We start from the raw sequence: 16,728 nt of genomic DNA on the forward strand, positions 1-16,728 counted from the left end.
GCACCGGACGGCTGGTCGAACGCTGTCGCGCTTAGAGGCGGAACTCGTGACCCAGATACACTTCCTTCACCAGATCGTTGGCAAGGATGGTGGCGGAGTCGCCTTCGGCGATCAGCTGGCCGTCGTTGACGATGTAGGCCGTTTCGCAGATGTCCAGGGTCTCGCGGACGTTGTGGTCGGTGATCAGTACACCGATGCCCTTGGCCTTGAGGTGGTGGATGATCTGCTTGATGTCGCCCACGGAAATCGGGTCGACACCGGCGAACGGTTCGTCGAGCAGGATGAATTTCGGTGCGGTGGCCAGCGCACGGGCGATTTCCACCCGGCGACGCTCACCACCGGACAGGCTCATGCCGAGGTTGTCGCGGATATGGCTGATGTGGAATTCCTGCAGCAGGCTTTCCAGCTCCTTGCGACGACCGGCCTTGTCGAGTTCCTGGCGGGTTTCCAGGATGGCCATGATGTTGTCGGCGACCGACAGTTTGCGGAAGATCGACGCTTCTTGCGGCAGATAGCCGATTCCTGCCTTGGCGCGGCCGTGCATCGGCTGGTGACTGACGTCCAGGTCGTCGATCAGGACGCGGCCCTGATCGGCCTGCACGAGGCCTACGATCATGTAGAAGCAGGTGGTCTTGCCGGCGCCGTTCGGTCCGAGCAGGCCCACGATCTGACCGCTGTCGATCGACAGGCTGACGTCGCGCACGACCTGGCGGCTTTTGTAGGCCTTGGCCAGGTGCTGAGCTTTCAGAGTTGCCATTACTGGGTTTTCTCGTCGGTTTTCTTCTTCGGCTGGATCACCATGTCGATGCGCGGACGGGCTTCGGTGACCTTGGTGCCGGTGGCGCGACCTGCGCTGGCGAGTTTTTTCACCGTGTCATAGACGATCTTCTCGCCTTGAGTGGTGTTGTTGTCCTTGTCGACGACCTTGGCCCTGTCGATCAGTACGACGCGGTTTTGCTGTGCGTGGTACTGGATGGTCTTGCCCCAGCCCTGGACCGGTTTCTTGTCGCCAGCGGTCTGCAGCTGTTCGAAGTAGGCCAGGTTGCCTACCGAAGTCACCACATCGATTTCGCCGGCCGGGTTGCGTGTCAGCGTCACGGTGTCGCCTTTGACGATCATCGAACCCTGGGTGATGATCACCGCGCCTTTATAAGTGGCAACGCCATTCTTGTCGTCCAGCTGGGCATCGTCGGCCTGAATGCGGATCGGCTGCTCCTGATCGTTCGGCAGAGCCCAGGCGCTCACGCTTCCCAGTGCTGCGCCCAGACTGAGCAAAATAGGGAGGGTTTTAACGAGCCTCATACTGTCCTCTTACGTTCGATTGCAGGTGTATCCTGCTTTCCTTCAAATACGCTTTCATTCCCACGCCGGTCGATACACCGCCAGCGCCGTCGATTCTAACGGGTTGCTGGGTCTGCGCATATTGCTGCTGAGGGAACACCGTCATGCGGGTGCTGGTGATCAGGGTGTCGCGGTTCTTTTCGTCGGTACGCTTGATCCGGACCGAGTCGATCAGTTCGACTTCGGTGCCGCCGGAGTTCACTTCGCCACGCTCGCTGGTTACGTGCCACGGGAAATCGGTACCGCGAAACATGTTCAGGTCGGGTCTGGTGACCAGTGTAATGTCGGTCGCCTTGACGTGTTCGGCCTTCTCGGACGTCATTTCGTACTGCACCTTGCCGTCTTCCAGGTACTGCAAGGTGTGGGTATTGGTCGCGTACCAGTCGATCGGGCTTTCTTCTGCCGAGACAGCAGGCTTGTCGAGGAAGCGTTCCGGGCTGATGTTCCAGTAGCCGACTGCGCCGAAAATCGCAGCGATGCAACCGAACAGCAGTATGTTGCGAAACTTTTTGCTAAACATGGTTTGACTCACAAGTACGCGTTGTTGGCCGCATCGAGGCTGCCCTGGGCGCGCAGGATCAGTTCGCAGAATTCACGGGCGGCACCTTCGCCGCCGCGGGCCTGGGTGACGCCGTGGGCATGCTCGCGCACGAAGGCAGCCGCATTGGCCACCGCCATGCCCAGCCCCACCCGGCGAATCACCGGCAGGTCGGGCAGGTCGTCACCCAGGTAGGCGACCTGTTCATAGCTTAGGCCCAGTTGTTCGAGAAGGCCGTCCAGGACGACAAGTTTGTCTTCACGTCCCTGAAACAGGTGCGGGATGCCCAGGTTTTTCGCTCGGCGCTCGACCACCGGAGTCTTGCGACCACTGATGATGGCCGTCTGTACACCGGCGTTCATCAACATCTTGATGCCCTGGCCGTCGAGGGTATTGAAGGTCTTGAACTCGCTGCCGTCTTCCAGGAAGTACAGGCGCCCGTCGGTCAGGACGCCGTCGACATCGAAAACCGCCAGCTTGATGGCTTTGCCGCGTTGCAGCAGATCGGTGCTCATTTACATCACTCCTGCGCGCAACAGATCGGAGAGGTTGAAGGCGCCGATCGGGCGATCGTCCTCGTCCACGACGACCAGTGCGTTGATTCGATGGTCTTCCATGATCTTGAGGGCTTCGGCGGCGAGCATCTCGGCGCGGGCGGTCTTGCCGTGTACGGTCATGACCTGATCGATGGTGGCGCTGTGAATATCGATGCTGCGATCCAGCGTGCGACGCAGATCGCCGTCGGTGAAGATCCCGGCGAGCCTGCCATCGGCCTCCAGAATGACAGTCATGCCCAGCCCTTTGCGGGTCATTTCCATCAATGCATCCTTGAGCAGGGTGCCGCGCTGAACCTGCGGCAGTTCCTCGCCGGCGTGCATGACGTTTTCCACCTTCAACAGCAGGCGGCGACCCAAAGCACCGCCGGGGTGGGAGAATGCAAAGTCTTCGGCGGTGAAACCGCGGGCTTCCAGCAGCGCCACGGCCAAGGCGTCGCCCATGACCAGTGCGGCAGTGGTGGAGGAGGTGGGTGCCAGGTTCAGCGGGCAGGCTTCGTGCTCGACGTGAACGTTGAGATTGACTTCCGCGGCCTTGGCCAGTGCTGACTGCGGGTTGCCGGTCACGCTGATCAACTGGATGCCCAGGCGTTTGATCAGCGGCAACAGCGTGACGATTTCGTTGGTGGAACCCGAATTCGACAGGGCCAGAATCACGTCGTCACGGGTGATCATGCCCATGTCGCCGTGACTGGCCTCGGCCGGATGCACAAAAAACGCCGGGGTGCCGGTGCTGGCCAGGGTGGCGGCAATCTTGTTGCCGATGTGGCCGGACTTGCCCATGCCGACCACTACGACACGGCCCTTGCTGGCCAGAATCATCTCGCAAGCGCGTACGAAATCGGCGTCGATAAGGGGCAGCAAGCCTTGTATGGCTTCCACTTCGAGGCGGATGGTGCGTTGTGCCGATTGAATCAGGTCGCTGGTTTGGCTCATGTCAGAAATCGTATAGCCCGATGAAAAGGCGACGATTATAGCGGTTATGTTGAAAAGCCTCACGCAAGTTCGACGTGCTTTGTCATTCCTCCTTGTTAAAACCTCTCAATAGACGCTTGCGGCCTGTCATATCGCTGAACGTGGCCGGGGAGAGGCCTTGGGCGCTCGCCCTTTGCGGTGATATAGTTCGCCGCCAGTTCGGCCTGCCCGGGATGTAGGGGCTTTCTCCAGAAAGCCAGGCGTCCGAGTGAGAGGCTGCATCGCAAGGAGTTTAGATGAGTGCCGATAACGCCTACGCGGTCGAGCTGAAGGGAGTCTCCTTCAAGCGCGGTGCGCGGAGCATTTTCAATAACGTCGATATCCGCATACCCCGTGGAAAGGTCACCGGAATCATGGGGCCTTCCGGGTGTGGCAAGACTACGCTGCTGCGCCTGATGGGCGCCCAGTTGCGGCCATCGCAGGGCGAGGTCTGGGTCAATGGCCAGAACCTGCCGACGCTTTCGCGCAGCGATCTGTTCGATGCGCGCAAGCATATGGGTGTGCTGTTTCAGAGCGGCGCACTGTTCACCGATCTCGATGTGTTCGAGAACGTCGCCTTTCCCCTGCGCGTTCATACCCAATTGCCGGAAGAAATGATCCGCGACATCGTCCTGCTGAAATTGCAGGCGGTCGGCCTGCGGGGCGCCATCGAGCTGATGCCTGATGAGCTCTCCGGCGGCATGAAGCGTCGTGTGGCCCTGGCCCGGGCCATTGCCCTCGATCCGCAGATTCTCATGTACGACGAACCGTTCGTCGGCCAGGATCCGATCGCCATGGGCGTTCTGGTGCGTCTGATCCGTCTGCTCAACGACGCACTGGGGATCACCAGCATCGTGGTTTCCCACGATCTCGCCGAAACGGCCAGCATTGCCGACTATATCTATGTGGTCGGTGATGGCCAGGTATTGGGGCAGGGTACGCCGGACGAGCTGATGAATTCGGATGAGCCGCGTATCCGTCAGTTCATGACCGGTGATCCCGATGGGCCGGTGCCGTATCACTTTCCAGCGACGGATTACCGCGCAGATCTTCTGGGGAAGCGCCGCTGATGCGAAGAATTACTTTAATGGAGCGTGTGCGCCGTTTCGGCCAGGCCGGGATCGACACCGTTGCCGTATTCGGTCGATCGACCCTGTTCCTGTTTCATGCCCTGCTTGGGCGTGGCGGTATCGGCGGCAGTTTCGGTCTGCTGGTCAAGCAGTTGCATTCGGTCGGCGTGATGTCGCTGGTGATTATCGTGGTCTCCGGGATATTCATCGGCATGGTGCTGGCGCTGCAGGGGTTCAACATCCTGTCCAGCTACGGCTCGGAACAGGCTGTCGGGCAGATGGTCGCGCTGACCCTGTTGCGTGAATTGGGCCCGGTCGTGACCGCACTGCTGTTCGCCGGTCGCGCAGGCTCGGCACTGACGGCGGAAATCGGCAACATGAAGTCCACCGAGCAGTTGTCCAGCCTGGAAATGATCGGTGTCGATCCGCTCAAGTACATCATTGCCCCGCGCCTTTGGGCGGGGTTCATTTCCCTGCCGGTGCTGGCGATGATCTTCAGCGTGGTCGGCATCTGGGGCGGTTCGTGGGTCGCGGTCGACTGGCTGGGCGTCTATGAAGGGTCGTACTGGGCGAACATGCAGAACAGCGTGAATTTCTCCAGCGATGTGCTCAACGGCGTGATCAAAAGTATCGTTTTCGCCTTTGTCGTGACCTGGATCGCCGTATTTCAAGGTTACGACTGTGAACCCACTTCCGAGGGAATCAGCCGTGCCACCACCAAGACCGTTGTGTTCGCCTCGCTGGCAGTGCTCGGCCTGGACTTTATTCTGACCGCTTTGATGTTTGGAGATTTCTGATGCAAAACCGCACCCTGGAAATCGGTGTCGGCCTGTTCCTGCTGGCAGGGATCCTGGCTTTGCTGCTGCTTGCTCTGCGGGTCAGTGGCCTGTCTCCGACTTCGACCACCGATACCTACAAGCTTTATGCCTACTTCGACAATATCGCCGGGTTGACGGTCAGAGCCAAAGTGACCATGGCGGGTGTGACCATCGGCAAGGTCACGGCGATCGATCTGGACCGTGACAGTTTCACCGGCCGGGTGACCTTGCAGGTGGATAAAAAGGTCGACAACCTGCCGACCGACTCCACAGCGTCTATCCTGACCGCTGGCCTGTTGGGCGAGAAGTACATCGGTATCAGCGTGGGCGGGGAAGAAACCCGGCTCAAGGATGGTGGAACCATTCATGACACCCAGTCGTCACTGGTGCTGGAAGACCTGATCGGTAAATTCCTGCTCAATACCGTTAGCAAAGACGCCAAATGAGGAGCTTTTGAATGATCTCTATCTTGCGACGTGGCCTGTTGGTGTTGCTCGCGACACTGCCACTGCTGGCAAATGCTGCGCCTGGTCAATCGGCGCACGATCTGGTTCAGGACACCACGAACCGGATGCTCGCCGATCTGGCAGCCAATAAAGAGAAGTACAAGCAGGATCCGCAGGACTTCTACGCCGCGCTCAACAGCATCGTGGGGCCGGTGGTGGATGCCGAAGGTATTTCCAAAAGCATCATGACGGTCAAGTATTCGCGCAAGGCCACCCCGGCGCAGATGCAGACCTTCCAGGAAAACTTCAAGCGCGGCCTGTTCCAGTTCTACGGTAACGCCTTGCTGGAATACAACAACCAGGGCATCACCGTCGATGCGCCGAAGGATGAGTCGGGCGACCGCACCAGCGTCGGCATGACCGTCAAGGGCAACAACGGCGCGATCTATCCGGTGCAGTACACGCTGGAGAAGATCAGCGGCGAGTGGAAACTGCGTAACGTGATCATCAACGGCATCAACATCGGCAAGCTGTTCCGTGACCAGTTCGCCGACGCGATGCAGCGCAACGGCAACGACCTGGACAAGACCATCAACGGCTGGGCCGGTGAAGTGGCCAAGGCCAAGCAGGCTGCCGAGCAACAAGAGAAGCCGGCCCAATGACCGAGTCGGCCGTTCGTCTGGACGAAGCCAGTGTGCTGCAGCTCACTGGCGTGCTGGATTATCGCACCGGCCCCGGCCTTCGGGAGCAGGGCCGGGCGCTGATCAAGTCGTGCAATGCCCCGGCATTGGTGATCGACTGCTCGGCGGTGGAGAAGTCCAGCAGCGTCGGTCTGTCGTTGCTGCTGTGCTTCATTCGTGATGCGAAAGCCGCCGGCAAGACCGTCAGCATCCGCGAGATGCCCGAAGACATGCGTGAAATCGCTCAGGTCAGCGAACTGACCGAGCTGTTGGCGCAACCCTGAACCCGCATCTATAAAGAAGCCCCCCGTCAGAGTCCTGCGCAGCGGGGTTCGCAGGCGCGGGGCTTTTTTGTATGATGTCCGACCCGTGCGCACAGGGCGCCGATTGAGGTTGAGCATGCAGGCCGTAGAAGTTAAGAGCTTCCTTGAAGGGAAGTTGCCAGGAACGCAGGTGGAAGTCGAAGGCGAAGGCTGCAACTTTCAGCTGAACGTGATTAGCGATGAACTGGCAGCATTGAGCCCGGTCAAGCGTCAGCAGAGCATCTATGCCCATTTGAACCCTTGGATCGCCGATGGCAGCATCCACGCGGTCACTATGAAATTTTTCAGCAGCGCGGCCTGGGCCGAGCGCACCTGAGCCCTAGGGCGTCGAGATTCTTATGGATAAATTGATTATTACCGGTGGCGCTCGTCTTGATGGCGAGATCCGCATCTCCGGGGCGAAGAACTCCGCCCTGCCGATCCTGGCCGCCACCCTGCTGTGCGATGGTCCGGTTACCGTCGGCAACCTGCCGCACCTGCACGACATCACCACCATGATCGAGCTGTTCGGCCGCATGGGCATCGAGCCTGTGATCGACGAGAAGCTCAGCGTCGAAATCGACCCGCGCACCATCAAGACCCTGGTCGCTCCGTACGAGCTGGTGAAAACCATGCGTGCGTCGATCCTGGTGCTTGGCCCGATGGTCGCCCGTTTCGGCGAGGCCGAAGTCGCCCTGCCAGGCGGTTGCGCCATCGGTTCGCGTCCGGTGGATCTGCACATCCGTGGCCTGGAAGCCATGGGGGCGATCATCGACGTCGAAGGCGGTTACATCAAGGCCAAGGCCCCCGAAGGCGGCCTGCGCGGTGCGCACTTCGTCTTCGATACCGTCAGCGTGACCGGTACCGAGAACATCATGATGGCCGCCGCCCTTGCCAAGGGCCGCAGCGTATTGCAGAACGCCGCCCGCGAGCCTGAAGTGGTCGACCTGGCGAACTTCCTGAATGCCATGGGCGCCAAGGTGTCCGGCGCCGGCACCGACACCATCACCATCGATGGCGTCGAGCGCCTGGGTTCGGCCTTCTTCAAGGTCATGCCTGACCGTATCGAAACCGGCACCTACCTGGTGGCCGCCGCGGTCACCGGCGGTCGCGTGAAGGTCAAGGACACCGATCCGACCATCCTCGAAGCCGTTCTGGAAAAACTCCGTGAAGCCGGCGCAGAAATCACCACCGGTGAAGACTGGATCGAGCTGAACATGCACGGCAAGCGCCCGAAGGCGGTCAACGTGCGCACCGCGCCGTACCCGGCGTTCCCGACCGACATGCAGGCGCAGTTCATCTCGCTCAACGCCATTGCCGAAGGCACCGGTGCAGTGATCGAGACGATCTTCGAAAACCGCTTCATGCACGTGTACGAAATGCACCGCATGGGCGCCAAAATCCAGGTTGAAGGCAATACCGCCATCGTGACCGGCGCTGAACTGCTCAAGGGCGCGCCAGTGATGGCGACCGACCTGCGGGCTTCGGCCAGTCTGGTGATCTCGGCGCTGATGGCTGAAGGCGATACGCTGATCGACCGCATCTACCACATCGACCGTGGTTATGAGTGCATCGAGGAAAAACTGCAGATGCTGGGCGCGAAGATCCGTCGCGTTCCGGGCTAGTCGCTGCATCGGGGCACAGGGAAGTGTCCGTTGAATTCGTTTCGATCGGGGGTGGTGACACCCTCGATGTATGTCCGGCGCCGATTGCGACCGGACATGAGTACCTTGATAAGGACTGACGTTTCCCATGTTGACCATCGCACTGTCCAAGGGCCGCATCCTTGACGACACCCTGCCGCTTCTCGCTGAAGCGGGCATCGTGCCGACCGAGAATCCGGACAAGAGCCGCAAGCTGATCATCCCCACGACCCAGGAAGACGTACGCCTGTTGATCGTGCGTGCCACCGACGTGCCGACCTATGTCGAACATGGCGCGGCCGACCTCGGCGTTGCCGGCAAGGATGTGCTGATGGAGTACACGGGCCAGGGCCTGTACGAGCCGTTGGACTTGCAGATCGCCCGGTGCAAGCTGATGACCGCCGGCAAGGTCGGCGCCGTCGAGCCCAAGGGCCGTCTGCGTGTCGCCACCAAATTCGTCAACGTTGCCAAGCGTTACTACGCCGAACAGGGCCGTCAGGTCGACATCATCAAGCTTTATGGCTCGATGGAACTGGCGCCGCTGATCGGTCTGGCCGACAAGATCATCGACGTGGTTGACACCGGCAACACCCTGCGTGCCAACGGCCTGGAACCCCAGGAACTGATCGCCACGATCAGCTCGCGCCTGGTGGTCAACAAGGCTTCGATGAAAATGCAACACGCCCGGATCCAGGCGTTGATCGACACACTGCGCAAGGCAGTGGAGTCTCGACACCGCGGCTGATGTACCTGCGCGACCCCGTGTCGCGCCGTCTATCCGCCTCATAGCCAGAATTCTCAGGTGCCCAAGCGGATCGAATGGTAGTTTCGGGCGCCTGAGTTTTCCGCCATTCCTATGAGGCTCACGCTATGACCGCACCGACTGCAATTCGCCGACTCAACGCTGCTGACCCGGATTTCGCGCATCATCTGGATCATCTGCTGAGCTGGGAAAGTGTGTCTGACGACTCGGTCAATCAGCGGGTGCTGGACATCATCAAGGCTGTGCGCGAACGCGGTGACGCGGCGCTGGTCGAGTTCACGCAGAAATTCGATGGCCTCGAAGTCGCCTCGATGGCAGACCTGATTTTGCCGCGCGAGCGCCTGGAACTGGCCTTGACCCGTATCAGCGTGGCACAACGCGAAGCGCTGGAAAAAGCCGCTGCCCGGGTGCGCAGCTACCACGAAAAGCAGAAGCAGGACTCCTGGAGCTACACCGAAGCCGACGGCACGGTGCTGGGTCAGAAGGTCACGCCGCTGGACCGCGCCGGTCTGTATGTGCCGGGCGGCAAGGCGTCGTATCCGTCTTCGGTACTGATGAACGCGATTCCGGCCAAGGTCGCTGGCGTCACCGAAGTGGTGATGGTGGTGCCGACCCCGCGTGGTGAGGTCAACGAGCTGGTGCTGGCAGCAGCCTGCATCGCCGGCGTAGACCGGGTGTTCACCATCGGTGGCGCCCAGGCGGTTGCCGCATTGGCTTACGGCACCGAAAGCGTGCCGCAAGTGGACAAGGTCGTCGGCCCGGGCAACATCTACGTCGCCACCGCCAAGCGTCACGTATTCGGTCAGGTCGGCATCGACATGATCGCCGGCCCGTCGGAAATTCTCGTGGTGTGCGACGGCCAGACCGATCCGGACTGGATTGCCATGGACCTGTTCTCCCAGGCCGAGCACGACGAAGACGCCCAGGCGATTCTGGTCAGCCCGGACGCCGAATTTCTCGACAAGGTCGCCGCCAGCATCGACAAACTGCTGCCGACCATGGATCGCGCCAACATCATCGAAACCTCGATCAATGGCCGTGGCGCCCTGATTCACGTGCGCGACATGACCCAGGCCATTGAAGTCGCCAATCGCATTGCCCCGGAACACCTTGAGCTGTCGGTCGCCGATCCGCAGGCCTGGCTGCCGCAGATCCGCCACGCCGGTGCGATCTTCATGGGCCGTCACACTTCCGAGGCGCTGGGCGACTACTGTGCGGGTCCGAACCACGTGCTGCCGACCTCCGGCACCGCGCGTTTCTCCTCGCCACTGGGGGTGTACGACTTCCAGAAACGCTCGTCGATCATCTTCTGCTCCGAGGCCGGTGCTTCGGAACTGGGCAAGACCGCATCGATCCTGGCCCGTGGCGAATCCTTGAGCGCCCATGCACGCAGCGCCGAGTACCGCATCAAAGACGAAGTGAAGGGGAACTGAACATGAGCAAATTCTGGAGCCCGTTCGTCAAGGACCTGGTGCCTTATGTACCGGGCGAGCAGCCGAAGCTGACCCGTCTGGTCAAGCTCAACACCAACGAAAACCCTTACGGCCCGTCGCCAAAAGCCCTGGCGGCGATGCAGGCCGAGCTCAATGACAACCTGCGTCTGTACCCGGATCCGAACAGCGATCTGTTGAAAAACGCCGTCGCCAACTACTACGGCGTGCAGAGCAATCAGGTGTTCCTCGGCAACGGTTCGGACGAAGTGCTGGCGCACATCTTCCACGGCCTGCTGCAACACAATCAGCCGATCCTGTTTCCGGACATCAGCTACAGCTTCTATCCGGTCTACTGCGGCCTGTACGGCATCCAGTTCGATGCGGTGCCGCTGGATGCGCAGTTCCGCATCAACCCGGTGGACTACGCCAAACCGAACGGCGGGATCATCTTCCCCAACCCGAACGCGCCGACCGGTTGCCTGCTGGCACTGGAAGCGGTCGAGCAGATCCTCAAGGGCAGTCCGGATTCCGTGGTGGTGGTCGACGAGGCCTACATCGACTTCGGCGGTGAAACCGCGATCAGTCTGGTGGACCGCTATCCAAACCTGCTGGTGACCCAGACCCTATCCAAGTCCCGTTCGCTGGCGGGCCTGCGGGTCGGTCTGGCGGTCGGCCATCCGGACCTGATCGAAGCGCTGGAGCGGATCAAGAACAGTTTCAACTCCTATCCGCTGGACCGCATGGCCAATGTCGGCGCGGCGGCGGCGTTCGAAGATCGCGAATACTTCGACAAGACCTGTGCACTGGTCGTCGAGAGTCGCGAATGGGTGGTTGCGCAGTTGCAGGCCAAGGGTTTTGAAGTGCTGCCGTCAGCGGCCAACTTCATCTTCGCCCGGCATCCGCAACATGATGCGGCAGGGCTGGCGGCCAAACTGCGTGAGCAGGGCGTGATCGTGCGCCACTTCAAGCAGGAACGGATTGCCCAGTTCCTGCGGATCTCGATCGGTACGCCGGAGCAGAATCAGGCGTTGATCGACGGTCTGGGCGACCTCTGATCAGCGGGCGAAAAAAAGGGAGCGAATTCGCTCCCCTTTTTTTCGCTTCAGTTTTCTTCCTGTTCCTTGACCGGAGCAGGCGGCGGACGCAGACCAATTTCCGCCGTCAGCTTCAACTCCTTGCCATTGCGCATCACCTCGATGGTGACCTTGTCGGTCGGTTTGATCCGCGCTACCTGGTTCATCGACTTGCGGCCATCGCCGGCCGGTTCACCGTCGATGCTCAGGATCACGTCGCCCAGTTGCAGGCCCGCCTTCTGTGCCGGGCCGTCGCGGAAAATCCCCGCGACCACGATCCCCGGACGTCCGGACAGGCCAAACGACTCGGCCAGTTCCTGCGTCAGCGGTTGTACCTCGATCCCCAGCCAGCCACGAATCACCTGACCGTGCTCGATGATCGATTTCATCACTTCCATTGCCAGCTTCACCGGGATCGCAAAGCCGATGCCCTGAGAGCCGCCGGACTTGGAGAAAATCGCCGTGTTGATGCCAGTGAGATTGCCGTTGGCATCCACCAGCGCACCACCGGAGTTACCCGGGTTGATCGCTGCGTCGGTCTGGATGAAGTCTTCGTAGTTGTTCAGGCCCAACTGGTTACGGCCGGTGGCGCTGATGATGCCCATGGTCACGGTCTGGCCGACCCCGAACGGGTTGCCGATGGCCAGTGCGACGTCGCCGATGCGGATGTTGTCGGAGCGACCGACGGTGATCGCCGGCAGGTTTTTCAAGTCGATTTTCAGCACCGCCAGGTCGGTTTCCGGGTCGCTGCCGATCACCCGCGCCAGGGTTTCACGGCCATCCTTGAGCGCCACGACGATCTGGTCGGCCCCGCTGGTCACGTGGTTGTTGGTCAGGATGTAGCCTTCGGGGCTCATGATCACGCCGGAACCGAGGCTCGACTCCATGCGCTTCTGTTTCGGTGAGTTGTCACCGAAGAAGCGGCGGAACTGCGGATCCTCGAACAACGGATGCGCCGGTTTGGCGATGACTTTGGTGGTGTAGAGGTTGACCACCGACGGTGCGGCGATGGTCACCGCGTCGGCATAGGACACCGGCCCCTGCTGCACGCTGGTGGTCTGCGGGGCCTGTTGCAGGTTGACGTCAAGGCTTGGAAGCCCGACCCACTGCGGGTAACGCTGAATAATCAACAGAGCGATGAGCACGCCGGCCAACAGCGGCCAGCCGAAAAAACGCAGGGCCTTGAGCATTAAGCACGTCCTGGAAAAGTTGCAGGCGGGGTCAGACCGCCCATAATGTCGCGCATTATACGAGGCCGCGCGCGCCTCTGAACGGGATTTTCAGGAGTCTTTCATGGCCGTTGCCCTCAGTACCCTGGTCGAAGAAGCCGACCGCTATCTTGGCAGTGCAAAAATTGCCGATTATTGCCCCAACGGCCTGCAGGTCGAGGGCCGTCCGCAGGTGATGCGCATTGTCAGCGGCGTCACCGCCAGCCAGGCGTTGCTCGATGCCGCCGTCGAGGCCGAGGCCGATCTGATCCTGGTGCACCACGGTTATTTCTGGAAAGGCGAGAACCCGTGCATCACCGGCATGAAGCAGCGACGCCTGAAAACCCTGCTCAAGCACGACATCAGCCTGCTGGCCTATCACCTGCCGCTGGATCTGCATCCGGACGTCGGCAACAACGTGCAACTGGCTCGTCAACTCGACATCACCGTCGAAGGACCACTGGACCCGGACAACCTGAAGATCGTCGGGCTGGTCGGTTCGCTGGACGAACCGGTGACCGCGCGCGATTTCGCCCGGCGCGTGCAGGAGCGCATGGGCCGTGAACCGTTGCTGGTCGAAGGCAGCGCGATGATCCGTCGGATCGGCTGGTGCACAGGCGGCGGTCAGGGTTACATCGACAATGCCATTGCCGCCGGTGTCGATCTGTTCCTCAGCGGTGAAGCCTCCGAGCAGACGTTCCACAGCGCCCGGGAAAACGACATCAGCTTCATCGCCGCCGGCCACCACGCCACCGAGCGCTACGGCGTGCAGGCTTTGGGTGACTATCTGGCGAAGCGGTTTGCCCTGGAACACATCTTCATCGACTGCCCGAATCCGATCTGACCTTCCCCGGAATGCACCCGAACGGGCGGGCATATTCATATGCTCTTTCGTTCTAGTCCGCGCCCTGATTAGAAGAATGACGCTGTGCTAGGATTCTTCGCTCGAACACGGCCCGCTGGCCGTTCATAAGAAAGCTTTCGTGAGTAGCCATGGTCGACAAACTGACGCATCTGAAACAGCTGGAGGCGGAAAGCATCCACATCATCCGTGAGGTGGCCGCCGAGTTCGACAACCCGGTGATGCTGTACTCCATCGGTAAAGACTCCGCCGTGATGCTGCATCTGGCACGCAAGGCGTTCTTCCCGGGCAAACTGCCGTTTCCGGTGATGCACGTCGACACCCGCTGGAAATTCCAGGAGATGTACAAGTTCCGCGACAAGATGGTCGAGGAACTGGGTCTGGATCTGATCACCCACGTCAACCCGGATGGCGTTGCGCAGGGCATCAACCCGTTCACCCACGGCAGCGCCAAACACACCGACATCATGAAGACCGAAGGCCTGAAGCAGGCACTCGACAAGCATGGTTTCGACGCCGCGTTCGGCGGTGCCCGTCGCGATGAAGAGAAGTCCCGCGCCAAGGAGCGTGTCTACTCGTTCCGCGACAGCAAGCACCGCTGGGATCCGAAGAACCAGCGTCCGGAGCTGTGGAACGTCTACAACGGCAAGGTCAACAAGGGCGAATCCATCCGCGTATTCCCGTTGTCGAACTGGACCGAACTGGACATCTGGCAGTACATTTACCTCGAAGGCATCCCGATCGTGCCGCTGTACTTCGCCGCGGAACGCGAAGTGATCGAGAAGAACGGCACGCTGATCATGATCGACGACGAACGCATCCTCGAGCACCTGTCCGACGAGGACAAGGCGCGCATCGTGAAAAAGAAAGTGCGTTTCCGTACCCTTGGCTGCTACCCGTTGACGGGCGCGGTGGAGTCCGAGGCCGAAAGCCTGACGGACATCATTCAGGAAATGCTCCTGACGCGAACTTCCGAGCGCCAGGGCCGTGTCATCGACCACGATGGTGCAGGCTCGATGGAAGACAAGAAACGTCAGGGTTATTTCTAAGGGGCTGTCATGTCGCATCAATCTGATTTGATCAGCGAGGACATCCTCGCCTACCTGGGCCAGCACGAACGTAAAGAGCTGCTGCGCTTTTTGACCTGCGGTAACGTCGACGACGGCAAGAGCACCCTGATCGGGCGCCTGCTGCACGACTCGAAGATGATTTACGAAGATCACCTCGAAGCCATCACCCGCGATTCGAAGAAAGTCGGCACCACCGGTGACGACATCGACCTGGCATTGCTGGTCGACGGCCTGCAGGCCGAGCGTGAGCAGGGCATCACCATCGATGTCGCCTACCGCTATTTCTCCACTGCCAAACGCAAATTCATCATCGCCGACACTCCCGGCCATGAGCAGTACACCCGCAACATGGCCACCGGTGCGTCCACCTGTGACCTGGCGATCATCCTGGTCGACGCCCGCTACGGCGTGCAGACCCAGACCCGTCGCCACAGCTTCATCGCCTCGTTGCTGGGCATCAAGCACATCGTTGTCGCCATCAACAAGATGGACCTCAAGGGCTTCGATCAGGACGTGTTCGAGTCGATCAAGGCCGACTACCTGAAGTTCGCCGAAGGCTTGAAGATGCAGCCGACGAGCCTGCACTTCGTGCCGATGTCCGCCTTGAAGGGCGACAACGTGGTGAACAAGTCCGAGCGCTCGCCGTGGTACACCGGTCAGTCGCTGATGGAGATCCTCGAAACCGTGGAAGTGTCGGGCGACCGCAATTTCACCGACCTGCGTTTCCCGGTGCAGTACGTCAACCGTCCGAACCTGAACTTCCGCGGTTTTGCCGGCACCCTGGCCAGCGGCATCGTCAAGAAAGGCGACGAAGTCGTGGTCCTGCCGTCGGGCAAGAGCAGCCGTGTGAAGTCCATCGTCACCTTCGAAGGTGAACTGGAACACGCAGGCCCGGGTCAGGCGGTGACGCTGACCATGGAAGACGAGATCGACATCTCCCGTGGTGACCTGCTGGTGCACGCCGACAACGTTCCGCCGGTGACCGACAGCTTCGAAGCGATGCTGGTGTGGATGGCTGAAGAGCCGATGCTGCCGGGCAAGAAATACGACATCAAGCGCGCCACCAGTTACGTGCCGGGCTCCATCGCCAGCATCGTCAACAAGGTCGACGTCAATACCCTCGAAGAAGGCCCGGCGAGCGCGTTGCAGCTCAACGAAATCGGCAAGGTGAAGATCGCGCTCGACGCGCCGATCGCCCTCGACGGTTACGACAGCAACCGCACAACCGGCGCGTTCATCGTCATCGACCGCCTGACCAACGGCACCGTCGGCGCCGGCATGATCGTCGCCCAGCCGCTGGCCCATGGCTCCGCCACCCATCACGGTAAACTGGCCCATGTAGCGACTACCGAGCGCGCCCAGCGTTTCGGTCAGCAACCGGCCACCGTGCTGTTCAGCGGCCTGTCGGGCGCGGGCAAGAGCACGCTGGCCTACGCGGTCGAGCGCAAGCTGTTCGACATGGGGCGTGCGGTGTTTGTACTTGATGGCCAGAACCTGCGTCATGACCTCAACAAAGGTCTGCCGCAGGATCGCGCCGGTCGCACCGAGAACTGGCGTCGTGCCGCGCACGTGGCGCGTCAGTTCAACGAAGCCGGTCTGCTGACGCTTGCCGCGTTCGTGGCACCGAGTGCCGAAGGTCGTGAACAGGCCAGGGATCTGATCGGCAAGGAGCGTCTGCTGACGGTCTACGTCCAGGCCTCGCCGGCCGTGTGCGCCGAGCGTGATCCGCAAGGGTTGTACGCGGCGGGGGGCGATAACATTCCGGGTGAGTCCTTCCCGTATGACGTGCCGCTGGATGCCGATCTGGTGATCGATACCCAGTCCGTGTCGCTGGAAGAAGGCGTCAAGCAAGTGCTGGATCTGCTGCGTAAGCGTGGTGCGATTTAAGCGCTGACTGGAAATGAAAAAACCGCCGATGAGTGATCATCGGCGGTTTTTTTGTGTCCTTGAAGTTGTCATCGCGGGCAAGCCCG

The 16,728-nt window shown here is 60.7% G+C and carries 19 protein-coding genes; 13 read left to right on the forward strand and 6 right to left on the reverse strand.

Translation table 11 applies throughout. The annotated features are described in order from the left end of the window. Positions 1-31 precede the first annotated feature (31 nt). The 5 genes from lptB to NWV16_RS05245 are packed head-to-tail and all read right to left on the reverse strand — an operon-like array spanning position 32 to position 3,369. On the reverse strand, positions 32-757 hold the full coding sequence (gene lptB, locus NWV16_RS05225) for an LPS export ABC transporter ATP-binding protein (RefSeq protein ID WP_007953572.1): 726 nt from the start codon (positions 755-757) through the stop codon (positions 32-34). Then, positions 757-1,302, reverse strand: a complete 546-nt coding sequence (lptA, locus tag NWV16_RS05230; RefSeq protein WP_260522228.1) for a lipopolysaccharide transport periplasmic protein LptA — start codon at positions 1,300-1,302, stop codon at positions 757-759. The genes lptB and lptA overlap by 1 nt, the downstream gene beginning before the upstream one ends. Then, the gene (gene lptC, locus NWV16_RS05235) at positions 1,289-1,861 is read right to left on the reverse strand and encodes an LPS export ABC transporter periplasmic protein LptC (RefSeq protein WP_260522229.1); all 573 of its coding nucleotides are present in this window, start codon (positions 1,859-1,861) and stop codon (positions 1,289-1,291) included. The genes lptA and lptC overlap by 14 nt, the downstream gene beginning before the upstream one ends. An 8-nt stretch (positions 1,862-1,869) precedes the next feature. After that, on the reverse strand, positions 1,870-2,394 hold the full coding sequence (locus NWV16_RS05240; RefSeq protein WP_011332476.1) for a KdsC family phosphatase: 525 nt from the start codon (positions 2,392-2,394) through the stop codon (positions 1,870-1,872). Beyond that, positions 2,395-3,369, reverse strand: a complete 975-nt coding sequence (locus NWV16_RS05245) for a KpsF/GutQ family sugar-phosphate isomerase (protein WP_260522230.1) — start codon at positions 3,367-3,369, stop codon at positions 2,395-2,397. It abuts the gene before it with no gap. Positions 3,370-3,644: 275 nt separating this feature from the next. Between NWV16_RS05245 and NWV16_RS05250 the strand changes: the two genes are divergently transcribed. The 10 genes from NWV16_RS05250 (at position 3,645) to hisC (ending at position 11,597) form a co-directional block, all read left to right on the forward strand. Beyond that, positions 3,645-4,457 carry an ATP-binding cassette domain-containing protein gene (locus tag NWV16_RS05250; RefSeq protein ID WP_065260853.1) on the forward strand — a complete coding sequence of 271 codons (813 nt, stop codon included), beginning with the start codon at positions 3,645-3,647 and terminating at the stop codon, positions 4,455-4,457. Continuing rightward, positions 4,457-5,254, forward strand: a complete 798-nt coding sequence (gene mlaE / locus NWV16_RS05255) for a lipid asymmetry maintenance ABC transporter permease subunit MlaE (RefSeq protein WP_065260854.1) — start codon at positions 4,457-4,459, stop codon at positions 5,252-5,254. Before NWV16_RS05250 ends, mlaE begins: the two co-directional genes overlap by 1 nt. Beyond that, positions 5,254-5,721 carry an outer membrane lipid asymmetry maintenance protein MlaD gene (gene mlaD, locus NWV16_RS05260; RefSeq protein ID WP_065260855.1) on the forward strand — a complete coding sequence of 156 codons (468 nt, stop codon included), beginning with the start codon at positions 5,254-5,256 and terminating at the stop codon, positions 5,719-5,721. The genes mlaE and mlaD overlap by 1 nt, the downstream gene beginning before the upstream one ends. Before the next feature lie 11 nt (positions 5,722-5,732). After that, entirely contained in the window at positions 5,733-6,383 is a 651-nt protein-coding gene (locus NWV16_RS05265) for a phospholipid-binding protein MlaC (protein WP_260522231.1), read from the forward strand. Further along, positions 6,380-6,685, forward strand: a complete 306-nt coding sequence (locus NWV16_RS05270) for a lipid asymmetry maintenance protein MlaB (protein ID WP_065260857.1) — start codon at positions 6,380-6,382, stop codon at positions 6,683-6,685. The genes NWV16_RS05265 and NWV16_RS05270 overlap by 4 nt, the downstream gene beginning before the upstream one ends. Positions 6,686-6,800: 115 nt before the next feature. Continuing rightward, on the forward strand, positions 6,801-7,040 hold the full coding sequence (locus tag NWV16_RS05275; RefSeq protein ID WP_007953556.1) for a BolA family protein: 240 nt from the start codon (positions 6,801-6,803) through the stop codon (positions 7,038-7,040). 22 nt (positions 7,041-7,062) lie between these two features. Then, positions 7,063-8,328, forward strand: a complete 1,266-nt coding sequence (gene murA, locus NWV16_RS05280) for a UDP-N-acetylglucosamine 1-carboxyvinyltransferase (RefSeq protein ID WP_260522232.1) — start codon at positions 7,063-7,065, stop codon at positions 8,326-8,328. A 127-nt stretch (positions 8,329-8,455) separates the two neighbouring features. Then, positions 8,456-9,091 (forward strand): ATP phosphoribosyltransferase, encoded by a 636-nt coding sequence (gene hisG / locus NWV16_RS05285; RefSeq protein WP_065260859.1) that lies wholly within the window; start codon positions 8,456-8,458, stop codon positions 9,089-9,091. A gap of 125 nt (positions 9,092-9,216) precedes the next feature. After that, positions 9,217-10,542, forward strand: a complete 1,326-nt coding sequence (gene hisD, locus NWV16_RS05290; protein WP_260522233.1) for a histidinol dehydrogenase — start codon at positions 9,217-9,219, stop codon at positions 10,540-10,542. Positions 10,543-10,544: 2 nt separating this feature from the next. After that, positions 10,545-11,597, forward strand: coding sequence for a histidinol-phosphate transaminase (gene hisC, locus NWV16_RS05295; protein ID WP_260522234.1), 1,053 nt, complete (start codon positions 10,545-10,547; stop codon positions 11,595-11,597). 47 nt (positions 11,598-11,644) lie between these two features. On the opposite strand, the gene algW is transcribed toward hisC, so the two are convergent. After that, complete coding sequence (gene algW, locus NWV16_RS05300) at positions 11,645-12,805, reverse strand: Do family serine endopeptidase AlgW (RefSeq protein ID WP_260522235.1); 1,161 nt, start codon at positions 12,803-12,805, stop codon at positions 11,645-11,647. A 103-nt stretch (positions 12,806-12,908) separates the two neighbouring features. Here algW and NWV16_RS05305 point away from each other — a divergent pair, with 103 nt between their 5' ends. The 3 genes from NWV16_RS05305 to cysN all read left to right on the forward strand — a co-directional run bounded on the left by NWV16_RS05305 (position 12,909) and on the right by cysN (position 16,642). Next, entirely contained in the window at positions 12,909-13,667 is a 759-nt protein-coding gene (locus NWV16_RS05305; protein ID WP_260522236.1) for a Nif3-like dinuclear metal center hexameric protein, read from the forward strand. A gap of 149 nt (positions 13,668-13,816) precedes the next feature. After that, the gene (gene cysD, locus NWV16_RS05310; protein WP_007953546.1) at positions 13,817-14,734 is read left to right on the forward strand and encodes a sulfate adenylyltransferase subunit CysD; all 918 of its coding nucleotides are present in this window, start codon (positions 13,817-13,819) and stop codon (positions 14,732-14,734) included. Between the two features lie 9 nt (positions 14,735-14,743). Further along, the gene (cysN, locus tag NWV16_RS05315) at positions 14,744-16,642 is read left to right on the forward strand and encodes a sulfate adenylyltransferase subunit CysN (RefSeq protein WP_260522237.1); all 1,899 of its coding nucleotides are present in this window, start codon (positions 14,744-14,746) and stop codon (positions 16,640-16,642) included. Positions 16,643-16,728: the final 86 nt, after the last annotated feature.

It is taken from the genome of Pseudomonas sp. BW7P1 (assembly GCF_024981055.1).
Lineage (GTDB): Bacteria > Pseudomonadota > Gammaproteobacteria > Pseudomonadales > Pseudomonadaceae > Aquipseudomonas > Aquipseudomonas bananamidigenes.